The organism is Bradyrhizobium sp. 137 (genome assembly GCF_023074095.1).
Taxonomy (GTDB): Bacteria; Pseudomonadota; Alphaproteobacteria; order Rhizobiales; family Xanthobacteraceae; genus Bradyrhizobium.
The window spans coordinates 47,368-60,503 of sequence record NZ_JADPKU010000082.1 but is presented as its reverse complement, the minus strand read 5'-3'; the positions used below and the strand labels follow the sequence as shown (position 1 = coordinate 60,503).

At 64.8% G+C, this 13,136-nt stretch carries 11 protein-coding genes; 7 read left to right on the top strand and 4 right to left on the bottom strand.

What is annotated here, in order from left to right:
* Positions 1-6 precede the first annotated feature (6 nt).
* The 6 genes from IVA78_RS24010 to soxA all read left to right on the top strand — a co-directional run bounded on the left by IVA78_RS24010 (position 7) and on the right by soxA (position 5,717).
* Positions 7-2,193, top strand: coding sequence for a molybdopterin cofactor-binding domain-containing protein (locus IVA78_RS24010; RefSeq protein ID WP_247279252.1), 2,187 nt, complete (start codon positions 7-9; stop codon positions 2,191-2,193).
* Between the two features lie 54 nt (positions 2,194-2,247).
* Positions 2,248-3,519 carry an NAD(P)/FAD-dependent oxidoreductase gene (locus IVA78_RS24005; RefSeq protein ID WP_247279251.1) on the top strand — a complete coding sequence of 424 codons (1,272 nt, stop codon included), beginning with the start codon at positions 2,248-2,250 and terminating at the stop codon, positions 3,517-3,519.
* 194 nt (positions 3,520-3,713) lie between these two features.
* Entirely contained in the window at positions 3,714-4,151 is a 438-nt protein-coding gene (gene soxX / locus IVA78_RS24000) for a sulfur oxidation c-type cytochrome SoxX (RefSeq protein ID WP_247279250.1), read from the top strand.
* Positions 4,152-4,159: 8 nt separating this feature from the next.
* Positions 4,160-4,627, top strand: a complete 468-nt coding sequence (locus IVA78_RS23995) for a SoxY-related AACIE arm protein (protein ID WP_247279249.1) — start codon at positions 4,160-4,162, stop codon at positions 4,625-4,627.
* Positions 4,627-4,944, top strand: a complete 318-nt coding sequence (gene soxZ / locus IVA78_RS23990) for a thiosulfate oxidation carrier complex protein SoxZ (RefSeq protein ID WP_247417363.1) — start codon at positions 4,627-4,629, stop codon at positions 4,942-4,944. Before IVA78_RS23995 ends, soxZ begins: the two co-directional genes overlap by 1 nt.
* Positions 4,941-5,717: a sulfur oxidation c-type cytochrome SoxA gene (soxA, locus tag IVA78_RS23985; RefSeq protein WP_247279247.1), complete on the top strand. Its 777-nt coding sequence runs from the start codon at positions 4,941-4,943 to the stop codon at positions 5,715-5,717. The genes soxZ and soxA overlap by 4 nt, the downstream gene beginning before the upstream one ends.
* Positions 5,718-5,746: 29 nt before the next feature.
* Here soxA and IVA78_RS23980 read toward each other — a convergent pair whose 3' ends face one another.
* Together IVA78_RS23980 and IVA78_RS23975 are read right to left on the bottom strand one after the other, a co-directional pair.
* Positions 5,747-6,445: an isochorismatase family cysteine hydrolase gene (locus tag IVA78_RS23980; RefSeq protein ID WP_247279246.1), complete on the bottom strand. Its 699-nt coding sequence runs from the start codon at positions 6,443-6,445 to the stop codon at positions 5,747-5,749.
* Positions 6,446-6,563: 118 nt separating this feature from the next.
* A complete protein-coding gene (locus IVA78_RS23975) occupies positions 6,564-7,517 on the bottom strand; it encodes a hypothetical protein (protein ID WP_247279245.1) in 954 nt (317 codons plus the stop codon).
* Between the two features lie 161 nt (positions 7,518-7,678).
* Between IVA78_RS23975 and IVA78_RS23970 the strand changes: the two genes are divergently transcribed.
* Positions 7,679-11,152 carry an indolepyruvate ferredoxin oxidoreductase family protein gene (locus IVA78_RS23970; RefSeq protein ID WP_247279244.1) on the top strand — a complete coding sequence of 1,158 codons (3,474 nt, stop codon included), beginning with the start codon at positions 7,679-7,681 and terminating at the stop codon, positions 11,150-11,152.
* 382 nt (positions 11,153-11,534) lie between these two features.
* Here the strand turns inward: IVA78_RS23970 and IVA78_RS23965 are convergent, their stop codons facing one another.
* Positions 11,535-12,554: a trypsin-like peptidase domain-containing protein gene (locus IVA78_RS23965; protein WP_247279243.1), complete on the bottom strand. Its 1,020-nt coding sequence runs from the start codon at positions 12,552-12,554 to the stop codon at positions 11,535-11,537.
* 82 nt (positions 12,555-12,636) lie between these two features.
* Complete coding sequence (locus IVA78_RS23960; protein WP_247279242.1) at positions 12,637-13,086, bottom strand: gluconate 2-dehydrogenase subunit 3 family protein; 450 nt, start codon at positions 13,084-13,086, stop codon at positions 12,637-12,639.
* Between the last annotated feature and the right edge of the window lie 50 nt (positions 13,087-13,136).

Below are 13,136 nucleotides of genomic sequence, written 5' to 3'. Positions count from 1 at the left end.
TCCCACATGAATAAGCATGTTTCGCCGCGGCTCAACCGCCGCGCCTTCGTCATCGGCACGGCCGCGGTCGGCGCCGGCCTCGCAATCGGCCTCGACATCCCGTTCGGCGGCCCCGCCGTGGTCCGCGCCGCCGACGGCTCGCCTGAGGTCGGCGCCTGGGTCGTGGTCCGGCCGGACGACACGGTCGTGATCCGCATCGCCCGTTCGGAAATGGGTCAGGGCTCGCTGACCGGCCTCGCCCAGCTCGTCGCCGAGGAGCTCGAATGCGACTGGACCAAGGTCACGACCGAATATCCAACTCCGGGCCAGAGCGTCGCCCGCAAGCGTGTCTGGGGCGATTTCTCGACCGGCGGCAGCCGCGGCATCCGCTCCTCGCAGGACTATGTCCGCAAGGGTGGCGCCACCGCGCGCGTGATGCTGATCCAGGCCGCCGCCGATGCGTGGAAAGTGCCGGCATCCGAATGCACGGCCGCGAACAGCGTCATTACCCACACGCCCTCGGGCAGGACGACGACCTACGGCAAGGTCGCCGAGGCTGCGGCCAAGCTTAGTCCACCGGCGGACGTCAAGCTGAAGGATCCGAAGGACTGGAAGCTGATCGGCAAGGGCGTGAAGCGGCTCGACACCGCCGACAAGACCACCGGCGCCATGATCTACGGCATCGACGTCAAGCTGCCGGGCATGTTGAACGCCGCAATCAAGGACTGCCCGGTGTTCGGCGGCAAGCTGAAGAGCTTTGACGAAGCCAAGGTCTCCGGCATGAAGGGCGTCAAGAAGGTCGTCAAGGTCGGCGATACCGCGGTTGCCGTGGTTGCCGACACCTGGTGGCACGCCAAGACCGCGCTGGAGGCGCTGCCGATCGTCTGGGACGAGGGCGACAACGCCAAGGTCTCCAGCGAGTCCATTGCGAAATGGCTGGCTGAAGGCCTCGACGACGCGCAGCCGGCCTATGTCGGCAACAAGAACGGCGACGCCAAAGCGGCAATCGCCGGTGCCGCCAAGAAGATCGAGGCCGTCTATAGCTACCCGTACCAGAACCATGCCACCATGGAGCCGATGAACGCCACGGCGCTCTACACCGCGGACAAATGCGAGGTCTGGTGCGGCACGCAGAATGGCGAGGCTGCGTTCGCGGCGGTGCTGGAGGCGTCGGGATTGCCGGCGGAGAAGTGCGACGTGCACAAGGTGATGCTCGGCGGCGGCTTCGGCCGGCGCGGCCAGACCGACTATGTCCGCCAGGCGGTCATGATCGCCAAGCAGATGCCGGGCACACCGATCAAGCTGTTGTGGTCGCGCGAAGAGGACATGGCGCACGGCAAGTATCACCCGATCACCCAGTGCAAGATGACCGGCGCGTTCGACGCCAACAACAATCTGGTCGCGCTGCACTACCGCCTGTCCGGCCAATCGATCCTGTTCTCGCTGCGCCCCGAAGCGTTGCAGAATGGCATGGATCCGGCCGCATTCCAGGGCGTCGCCCAATCCGGCGAGGCCGCGTTCGGCTACTCGGTGCCGAACTTGCTGATCGAGCACGCGATGCGTAACCCGCACGTCCCGCCCGGCTTCTGGCGCGGCGTCAACGTCAATCACAACGCGATCTATATGGAATGCTTCATGGACGAGCTGGCCGAGGCCGCAGGCCAGGACCCGCTCGAATTCCGCCGCAAGCTGATGGGCAATCACCCCAAGCACCTCCCGGTGCTTAACGCCGTTGCCGAGAAGATCGGCTGGAGCACGCCCGCGCCGCAGGGCGTCTATCGCGGCATCGCGCAGGTCATGGGCTATGGCAGCTATGTCGCCGGCGCCGCCGAAATCTCGGTGACCGATGGCAGCAAGATCAAGGTGCATCGAATCGTCGCCTCCACCGATCCCGGCTATGTCGTCAATCCGGCGCAGGTGGAGCGGCAGATCGCTGGCTCCTTCGTCTATGGCCTCTCCGCGCTGTTCTACGGCGGCTGCACCGTCAAGGACGGCAAGATCGAGCAAACCAACTTCGACACCTACAACTCGATGCGCATCAACGAGATGCCGAAGGTCGAAACTGTGATGGTGCCGAGCGGCGGGTTCTGGGGCGGCGTCGGCGAGCCGACCATCGGCGTCGCGGCGCCGGCGGTGCTCAACGCCTACTTCGCGGCAACGGGCAAGCGCATCCGCTCGGTGCCGCTGCGCGACCAGAACATCACCTTCGCCTAAGAGAGCGCTGCGGCTGCCACAACGGCAGCCGCAGCATTTTTCCGGACAAGTCTCATGAATGCGCCGGTGACACGGCGGAATGCCGTCCTCGGCATCACCGCTGCGGCCACATCGCTCGCCGCACCTTCGATCCTGCGGGCGCAATCGGCGGGCCGCGTCGTCGTGGTCGGCGGCGGCTTTGGCGGCGCGGCCTGTGCCCGCGCGCTCAAGCGTGTCGATACGAAATTGCAGGTGACCCTGATCGAGCCGAACAATATCTTCATCTCCTGCCCCTTCAGCAACGAGGTGATCGCGGGCCTGCGCGAGATCGAGGCGCAGCAGTTCGGGTACGACAAGCTCACCGCCCAGGGCATCAGCGTCGTCGCCCAGGCTGCGACGACCATCGACACGCAAAAGCGCAGCGTGACGGCGGCCGATGGGGAAGCGTTCGGTTATGACCATCTCGTGCTATCCCCAGGCATCGACTTCCATGTCGAAGCGCTGCCCGGCTACGACGACGCCGCATCGGAAAAGATGCCGCACGGCTGGAAGGCGGGTGCGCAGACCCTGCTGCTGCGCAGGCAATTGGAGGCGATGGCGGACGGCGGCACCGTCGCGATCGCAATTCCCGCCAATCCCTTGCGCTGTCCGCCAGCACCTTACGAGCGGGCCAGCCTGATTGCGCATTATCTCAAGACGAACAAGCCGCGCTCGAAGGTGCTGATCCTCGACGCCAAGGACAGTTTCTCACAGCAGCGGCTGTTCGAAAAGGCATGGAAGGAGCTCTACGGCGATATGATCGATCGCGTCGCGCTGTCGCAAGGCGGTCGCGTCACCTCGGTCGATGCCGCAACCAGAACCATCGTCACCGAATTCGGCAACTACACCCCTGATGTTGCCAACGTTATTCCGCCGCAGCGCGCCGGGCGCATTGCCGAAATCGCAGGCGCTGCGGACGCGACCGGCTGGTGCCCGATTGATCCCGTCACCTTCGAATCAAAGCTCGTCAAGAATGTCCACGTCATTGGCGACGCCTGCCTCGGCGGCGGCATTCCCAAATCGGCTTCCGCTGCAAGCGCGCAAGGCAGGGCTTGCGCCGCTGCCATCGTGAACCTCCTTGCCGGCCGTGCGCCGGAGACGCCACGGCTGACCGGCGTCTGCTACAACATTGTCGCTCCCGGCTACGGCTTTTCGCTTGCCGGCAATTACCAGCCGAAGGGCGACATCTTTGCGGAGGTCGAAGGCGGCGCGACCAGCCCCGTTGACGCGCCGCGCGAGCTGCGTGCGCGCGAGGCGATTGAGGCCGAGCATTGGTTTCAAAGCATCACGGCGGACACCTTTGGATGAGATTCGGTCCGCTTGCCAGCCACGAACACGGTGCGCTCCCTCCCCCGCCTGCGGGGGAGGGCTGGGGAGAGGGTGTCTCCGCAATCAAGAACCCCCAAGAGGAAAGAGCCCTCACCCGCGCTTTCGGCGCGACCTCTCCCGCAAGCGGGAGAGGTAAAAGGGGTTCGCGGCTAGATTTCTCTTCACACAATCGCTTGACTGTCGCTGCGCTGGTCGCAGCAAGTCTTGCACTCGCGGGTGTTGCGAAAGCCGAAAGCCTCGCGCCCTACACAATCATCGGCGACGGCATTCCGGCTTCGCTCACCGGCTCGCCCGGCGATGCCGTGCGCGGCCGCGCGCTGGTGCTGGCGCGCACGACGACATGCATCCTCTGCCATTCCGGTCCATTCCCGGAAACGCCGTTCCAGGGCGATCTCGCGCCCGATCTCACCGGTGCCGGGAACCGGTGGACGGCGAGTCAGTTGCGGCTTCGTCTGGTCGATGCCTCGCGCTTCAACCCGCAGACCATCATGCCGTCCTATTATCGCCATGACGGGCTTGTGCGCGTCGGGCGCAATTTCGCCGGCGAGCCGATATTATCGGCCGTCGAGATCGAGGACATCGTGGCCTATCTTGCAACGCTCCGAGACTAGGATCGCTCATGCCAACCACGCGACGACAATTCTTAAGCCTCGCCGGCAGCTTGACGGCCGCCGGCACGATCCCGATCGTCACGCTGCGGCCAGTCGAGGCGACACCGCCAATGCTCAACACCGCGATCCGCAACGTCGTCGGTGAGGCACAGATTCGCACCGGCAAAATCAAGCTCGACATCCCGCCGCTGGTCGAGAACGGCAATACCGTGCCGTTGACGGTGAGCGTCGCAAGTCCAATGACGGACGCGGACTACGTCAAGAGCATCCACGTCTTCAACGAGAAGAACCCGCAGCCGAACATTGGCAATTTCCATCTCGGTCCCTCCTCCGGCCGCGCCCAGGTCTCGACTCGGATCCGGCTCGCCGACAGCCAGAAGGTGGTCGCGATCGCGCGCCTTTCCGACGACACCTTCTGGCAGGTCGCCGCCGACGTCGTCGTGACGCTGGCCGCCTGCACAGAGGAGATGAACTGATGGCAGCGCTCATCAATGTTCCGGCCAAGGCCAAACGCGGCGAGATCATCGAGATCCGCACGCTGACTTCACACATCATGGAGACCGGCTTCCGCCACACCGCAGCCGGCGCGCTGGTGCCGCGCGACATCATCACGAGCTTCACGTGCCGCTACAACGGCACCGAGATCTTCCGCGCGGATCTGTTCCCGGCGATCGCCGCGAACCCTTATCTGTCGTTCTTCACGGTCGCCAAGGACAGCGGCAAGTTCGAATTCGAATGGATCGGCGACAACGGCTATTCGTCCACCGCATCGGTGTCCATCCTAGTCGAATGAGGTTTTGGCGCGCGATAGCGGTGGCGCTGACCGCCACGGTCCCTGCCCTGCTCGCCGGTGAAATCCCGCCCGAGGCGCGTCGCTCCGGTTATTCCTTCATGGGACCCGACACGCGCGCGATGCAGGATGACGACACCTCCAATCCGGGCATGCTATTCGTGCTCGACGGCGAGGCGCTGTGGGGGAAGAAGACCGGCCGTGCGCAGAACTCCTGCGCCGACTGCCATGGCGATGCCCGCGGCAGCATGAAGGGCGTCGCGGCGCGCTATCCCGCCTTCGACAAGGCGCTCGGCCGCCCCGTCACGCTCGACCAACGCATCAATCTCTGCCGCAGCAACCACCAGCAGGCTACGCCACTGCCATACGAGAGCCGCGACCTGCTGGCGTTGTCCGCTTTCGTCGCCCATCAATCGCGCGGCGTTCCGATCACCGCCGGCGACGATCCGCAAGTAAGACCCTTCGTCGACCAGGGCCGCGACCTGTTCATGCAGCGCGAGGGCCAGCTCAATCTTGCCTGCTCCAACTGCCATGACGACAATTTCGATAAACGTCTCGCCGGTGCGCCGATCACGCAGGGACAGCCGACCGGATATCCACTCTATCGCCTGGAATGGCAGACGCTGGGTTCACTGGAGCGACGGCTGCGCAGCTGCATGACCGGCGTGCGCGCCCAGGCTTATGATTACGGCTCGCCCGAGCTCGTTGCGCTCGAGCTCTATCTGATGTCGCGGGCGCGCGGCTTGCCAATGGAGACGCCGGCGGTGCGGCCGTAGGTCATAACGAATCTGAAACTGGCCGTCGTCTAGCCCGTCAAAGTCTTCATCGCCACCAGGATGGCGGCCGAATCCGCGACCCAGCCGAAGATGCCGCCTTGAGCCTTGATCATCTTTAGGCCCATCTCGTGAAACTCGGGAAAGTAAGATGCGCAGCCGTCGGAGATCACGATGCAGCGATAGCCGCGGTCATTGGCCTCGCGCACGGTGGTGTTGACGCAGACCTCCGTGGTGACACCGCATACGAGCAAGTTTTCGATGCCGTATTTCTCCAAGACGTCGCCGAGCTCGGTGGCGTAAAACGCACCCTTGCCCGGCTTGTCGATCACGATCTCACTGTCAAGCGGATAGAGCTCGGGAATGATATCGTGCCCGGCCTCGCCGCGAATGAGAATACGCCCCATCGGGCCGGGATCGCCGATGCGCAAGGACGGCGCGCCGCGCTCGAGCTTCGCCGGCGGTGCGTCGGAGAGATCCGGCAGATGGCCTTCCCGGGTGTGGATCACCAGCATGCCGGTGTCGCGCGCCGCCTTCAGCACCGCGCCGATCGGATTCACCGCGCGCGCGAGCTGGCTGACGTTGTTTCCCAGCGTCTCACCGAAACCGCCTGGCTCCAAGAAGTCGCGCTGCATGTCGATGATGAGGAGCGCGGTGACGAGCCAGTCGAGCTCGATCGGCTCGGGCTCGGCATTGATGATTCCCCGTGCCGGCTTGGTTGAGTTCAGCATGATGCCCCCTTGCCCGAACGCTGTGCCGCAAACTTGTGCAAGCGCCGTGCCATTCGAAGCGACGCTCTCTGGTCTTGCTTCCCGTTCTCACGGGAGAGGCGGACGCCACCGCTCGCCGCTACCCTCCCGCCCCATACAGCTGCCGATACTCGTCCTCGTATGGCGCGTACGACTCCTTCAGCGTCGCCATGTTCAGCAGCATGGTGGCGACCTGTGCATTCGCCTTGTCGAACACGCGCGTCTTGACCCAGGCGCTTTCGGTTCGCCGGCTGCCGGAAAGTGCGACCACCTCGCGCTCCACCTCATAGTCCTCGCCGACGAAGAGCGGGCCCTGCAGCAGGCGGATCTCCTGATCGGCGAACAGGCCGACCGCGGGCCCCTTGGCCGGCAGCGGATCGTCCTTGGAGCGGTACTGGAACAGCACGCTGAGCATCTCGATCGGGATGATAGGCTTGCGCCATGGATTGTCGGCGCCAGAGTAGTACGGAGAGCTCTCCGTGATGACCGCGAGTTTCTGCCGCAGCGAGAACGGGTAGAGATCGCCCATATTCTGATCAAATGCCATGCGGACAGTCTGCCGTTTGCTGGTCTGCGCCACCTTCACGTCGCGCAGGATCACGGGATCGGTCAGCGGCTTGAGCTCGCCAAGGCGCGTCTCGAGCGCGGTCGCTACGTGCGGCTCGCCGACCGAGGCGGTGCCGCGCAGCACCTCGGTGCCGTCGCGCTTGACCATCTGGATCTGGCACTGGCGGGTAGCCGGCAGCGGCTTCGACAGGATTGCCTGCACCTCCTCACCCTCATAGCAGACGCTGCGGTAATGCGCGGAGAGGCACCCCGTTTCGAACCAAGCGCGCCCCCACAGCCGTTCGCCGAGCGGTGCGAACTGGCTGAAATGCGTGGGCCCCTCGATAGTGCCGCCCTTGAAGCCGAGCTTCTGCGCCGTGGCGTCGTCATGGATCGAGGCGTGCGCCTCGTAAGTTTGCGCTTGCAGCATCTGGCGCGGCCGGCGCCACGGTCCGATCAACGCCTGGGCCGTCTCAGTGATCTCGGTGTCGAATGCGTTTGCAGCCATGGTGTTCTCCACAAGTAGCCATGACTAGCAGGAGCGCCACGGATGCGGCCAGCGATATTGACTTCGCCGACCCATGCTTTGACTGTCACAATTCGCGTCGCGCCGCGCAATCCCTCCCGCAGCACAGACCCGCGCCGAGCAAGAAGACGAGGACTTCCGAAATGACGCTAATGCAGGTCGAGCTGGACGATAAATACCGGCTCGAATCGAAGCGGATCTTCCTGTCCGGCACCCAGGCCCTGGTCCGCTTGCCGATGTTGCAGCGCGAACGCGACCGGCTTCAGGGGTTTAACACCGGCGGTTTCATCTCGGGCTATCGCGGTTCCCCGCTCGGGATGTATGACCACGCGCTGTGGCGCGCGAAATCGCATCTGCAGCAGCATGACATCGCCTTCGTGCCCGGCCTGAACGAGGACCTCGCGGCGACCGCGGTCTGGGGCAGCCAGCAAGTCGGGCTGTTTCCCGGCGCCAAGGTCGATGGCGTGTTCGGCATCTGGTACGGCAAGGGCCCCGGCGTCGATCGCTCGGTCGATGCGCTCAAGCACGCCAACGCCGCTGGCACCTCGCTCAATGGCGGCGTGCTGGCGCTGGCCGGTGACGATCATGGCTGCCAGTCCTCGACGCTGGCTCATCAGAGCGAGCAGGTGTTCGCGGCAGCGCTGATCCCAGTGATCAATCCCGCCACGCTTCAGGATTATCTCGACCTCGGCCTTTATGGCTTTGCGCTGTCGCGCTTCTCCGGCTGCTGGGTCGGTTTCAAGGCCATCAGCGAAACTGTCGAGAGCTCGGCCTCGATCTATAGCGACCCCGAGCGCATCCAGATCAGGCTTCCCGACGATTTCGAGATGCCGGCCAGCGGTCTCAACATCCGCTGGCCTGATCCGCCGCTGGAGGCCGAGAGGCGCCTGTTCGGGCCGAAGATGGAAGCGGTGCAGGCTTTCGCCCGAGCCAACCAACTCGACCGTATCGTGCTCGATTCCAAGCCGGCTCGGCTCGGCATCGTCGCGACCGGCAAGGCCTATCTCGATCTGCGCCAAGCGCTCGCCGACTTAGGGATCACCGACAAGGACGCGCAGGACCTCGGCCTTCGCATCTACAAGGTTGCGATGACCTGGCCGCTGGAAGAGAGCGGCGCCAAGCGTTTCGCCGAGGGTCTTCAGGACGTGCTCGTGGTCGAGGAGAAGCGCGGCTTCATCGAAGACCAGCTGATGCGCATCCTCTACAACATCGATGCCTCGAAACGCCCGACTGTCACGGGAAAGCGCGACGAGCGCGGCGCGCCGCTGCTGCCGAGCGAGGGCGAGCTGACGCCCACCATCGTTGCCTCTGCGCTGGTGGCGCGGTTACGTAAGCTCGGCCATCACAGCCCGGTGCTGGAGCAGCGCCTCGCGCGGCTCGAGGCGTTTGACAACCCTGTTACCACCATCACGCCGATCAAGCTTGCGCGCACGCCGTTCTTCTGCTCGGGCTGTCCGCACAACTCCTCGACGCGCGTGCCCGAAGGAAGCCGCGCCATGGCCGGCATCGGCTGCCACGGCATGGCCCTGAGCATGCCGACGCGCCGCACCGATCTGATCTCGCATATGGGCGCCGAAGGCGTGAACTGGATCGGCCAATCGCCCTTCACCACCGAGAAGCACATTTTTCAGAATCTCGGTGACGGTACCTATACGCATTCCGGACTTCTGGCGCTCCGCGCCGCTTCGGCTGCCGGCATCAACATCACCTACAAGATTCTCTACAACGATGCCGTCGCCATGACCGGGGGCCAGCCAGCCGAAGGCAGCTTTAACGTCGCGCAAATCGCGCATCAGGTTTGGGCCGAAGGGGTCAAGCGCCTCGCGATCGTCTCGGACGATCCGAGCAAGTATCCGCCAGGAAATTACTTCCCGCAAGGCGCGACCATCCACCACCGCCGCGAGCTCGACGCCGTGCAGCGCGAGCTGCGCGACATCAAGGGCCTCACGGTCATCATCTACGACCAGACCTGCGCGGCAGAAAAGCGCCGCCGCCGCAAGCGCGGGCTCTATCCCGATCCCGCCAAGCGCGCCTTCATCAACGAGCTCGTCTGCGAAGGCTGCGGCGACTGCTCGCAGGCCTCCAACTGCGTCTCGGTGCAGCCGCTGGAGACCGAGTTCGGCCGCAAGCGCCAGATCGACCAGTCGAACTGCAACAAGGACTTTTCCTGCGTCGAGGGCTTTTGCCCGAGTTTTGTGACCGTGTATGGCGGCAGCCTGAAGCGCATGAAGACGTCAGCGGTCGATTCCGGCCAACTGTTCGCCGACCTGCCGCTGCCCCCAATGCGCGAGCTGGACCGCCCTTATAACATCCTCGTTACGGGCATCGGCGGCACCGGCGTCATCACCATCGGCGCGCTGCTCGGCATGGCCGCCCATGTCGAGGGCCGCGGCTGCTCGGCGCTCGATTTCACCGGACTGTCGCAGAAGAACGGCGCGGTGATGAGCCATGTCCGTATCGCGCCGAAGCCGGAGGATATCTCCGCCGTCCGCATCACGACCGGCGGCGCCGACGTCATCCTCGGCTGCGACATGATCGTCTCGGCCGGTGCCACCGCGCTGAGCCGCGCCGAGCGCGGCGTGACCAAGGCCTACATCAACGCCGATCTGCAGCCGACCGCGAGCTTCGTGCAAAACCCGGATCTCGATTTCGAGATGGGAACGATGCAGACGGTGCTGCGCGATGCCGTCGGGGACAAGAATCTCGACATCATCGACGCGACGGGCGTTGCCGCCGCGCTGATGGGCGACAGCATCGCCACCAATCCCTTCATGCTCGGCTTCGCCTTCCAGAAGGGCGCGATCCCGCTGTCGCTGGAGGCCCTGCTCCGCGCCTTCGAGATCAACGGCACCGCGATCGAGATGAACAAGCTCGCCTTCACTTGGGGCCGTCTCGCCGCCCACGACATGTCGCGGGTGCGCAGCGTGCTCCAGTTCAAGAACAGGGCGGCCGCACCGACCAAGTCGCTCGACGACATCACCGCGACCCGCGCCGAGTTCCTGACTGGCTATCAGAATAGGGCATATGCCGAGCGCTACCTCGCAGCCGTCGCCAAGGTACGCAAGGCGGAGAGCGCGGCCACGCCGGGCTCCACCGAGCTGACCGAGGCAGTCGCAAAGAACCTGTTCAAGCTGATGTCCTATAAGGACGAGTATGAGGTCGCACGGCTCTACACTGATGGCAGCTTCGCCAAGAAGGTGTCGGAAAAATTCGACGGCGACTTCACGCTGAAATACCATCTTGCCCCACCGATCTTCGCGAAACGCGACAAGACGGGCCGGCTTCAAAAGCAGGAGTTCGGCGGCTGGATGATCCACGCCTTCCGCGTTCTCGCGAAACTCAAGTACCTGCGTGGCACCACGTTCGATCCGTTCGGCCGTACCGATGAGCGCAAGACAGAGCGCAAGCTGATTGAGGACTATCTCGGCATGATCGATCAGCGGATCGCGGGACTGAAGGCAGAGCAGATCCCGCTGCTGGTGCGGCTTGCGCGCGTGCCGGAAATGATCCGCGGCTTCGGCCACGTCAAGGAAGCAAATATCAAACTTGCCTCGACCGAGACGGCGCGGCTGGAAGCGGAGCTGGAGAACAGCCGCTTTGCCGCCGCGGCCGAGTAGTGGCGAGAGCGCGAAGCTCTCGCCCCGCGTCATTGCGAGGAGCCCTTGCGACGAAGCAATCCAGACTAACCCCCGCGGAAAGACTCTGGATTGCTTCGCTACGTTCGCAACGACGGAGATGGTGGAATGCGCCTCGCCACACACTGAGTATCATCGCCCGCGAAGTGTTTAGACCGCAGACATGGCTGACGCCTGTTCGGACACATCACTGACAGTTTGGCCGCGCGTCCACGCGCAGCCCTTCGGCCCGCAGCGACGGCCGCAGCTGTCATGCCGCCGGCACGGGCGCCGATGATGTCGTAGCTTTGATGTGCCGGCATCATGCGGCGGGCTTCCGAGGACAAGGCATGACACCGTCGTACCTCGCCCAAGGGGAACCGCGCTAGCGCGCTGGCTTGCGTTCGATCGGATCGATATCGATCGCCCGCAGGCGGCCGAGCCGCAGCACGTCCATGGACAACCGCCGGCCGATCCGGTCGCGGTCGAGCACGCGGATCAGATCGTCGACACCGTTGATCTCGATGCCGTCGAGCCTGATCACGACGTCACCGGGCAACAGGCCCGCCTTCGCCGCCGGGCCGTCCGGCTCGATTTGCATCAAGAGCGCGCCCATCTTGTTCTCGACACCGGCCAGCACCGCATGCCGCCGCGGGACCGGCGCGGTCTGCCCGGCAACGCCGATATAGGCGCGGCGGACATAACCGTGGCGGATGATCTCCGACAGCACGAACTGCGCAGTGTTGCTGGCGACCGCAAAGCAGATGCCCTGCGCCCCGTTGATGATGGCGGTGTTGATGCCTATCACCTCGGCATTCGACGAGACCAGTGGTCCGCCGGAATTGCCGGGATTGAGCGCGGCATCGGTCTGGATCACATCCTCGATGGTGCGCCCGCTGACCGAGCGGATCGAGCGGCCGAGCGCCGAGACGACTCCGGCGGTCACGGTCGACTCGAAGCCGAGCGGATTGCCGATCGCGATCACGAGTTGGCCCCGCCGCAGGCTCTTGGAGTTGCCAAGCGCGGCATAAGGCAAATGGCGCACGCCGTTGGCGCGCAAGAGCGCGAGGTCAGTGTCGGGATCGACACCGAGCACCTGGGCGTCGCCGACGTGCCCCTCAACGTCGCGCAGCCGAATCTCTTTTGACGAGCCGACCACATGGCTGTTGGTGAGCACGAGTCCATCAGGCGAGATCACGGTGCCCGAGCCGAGCCCGCCGCGCTCGCGGCCGTTCGGCACTTTCGGCCCGGTCTCGACACGCACGACCGCAGGGCCGACGCGGTCGGTCACGTCGATCACGGCATTGGAATAGGCGTCCAGCAGAGCCCGGTCATCGACCGGAGCAGACGCCGTCGTTCGCGATGACGATGCGTCATCGGCGACATCTGAGGTGAAGTCCAACATGGCAAGAGTCCTTGAGGCTCACACAGATGGTGGCCTGTTCTCTCTCGCGCAAGTGGCCCGACCGCGGCGCAAGGCTGGGCTGCTAGGGTGCCCGCCTCAGCGAGCCGCCTCTCGCCTTGACCGGATCGAGCAGCGACCAGTCTCCATCCGGGAGCACATGGCCCTTGGGGAATGGTGCGCGCAGCTCGAGCCCGAGCGAGCCCAGCACGCGGTCGTCGCGGTAATAGCATTGCAGCACGACGCGGACGAGCGTTGCGGCGGCGACACCGCCATGTTTGCGAAAATCCTGCGCCACCGCATCGCGCCTGGCGGCATCGAGCTCGACGAGCGGCGCTCCGGCGAGCCGCGCCAAATGATCTAGCGCCGCCGCCACCTGTTTGGTGTCGCGGCCGAGCGTGGCCAACATGTCGGCCTGGATCGCGGGATCGTCGGCGCCCGGGACCCGGTATTCTTCGCTGGCCGGAATGATCATCGCGGCAATGGTGCGGAGGTCGCCGCGCTGACGCGGCGTGAGGGAGAGTTGATCAGTCATTGTGCGCTCTTCTAACGCCGCGATGAAGGTCTGCTCCCTCCCCCGCTTGC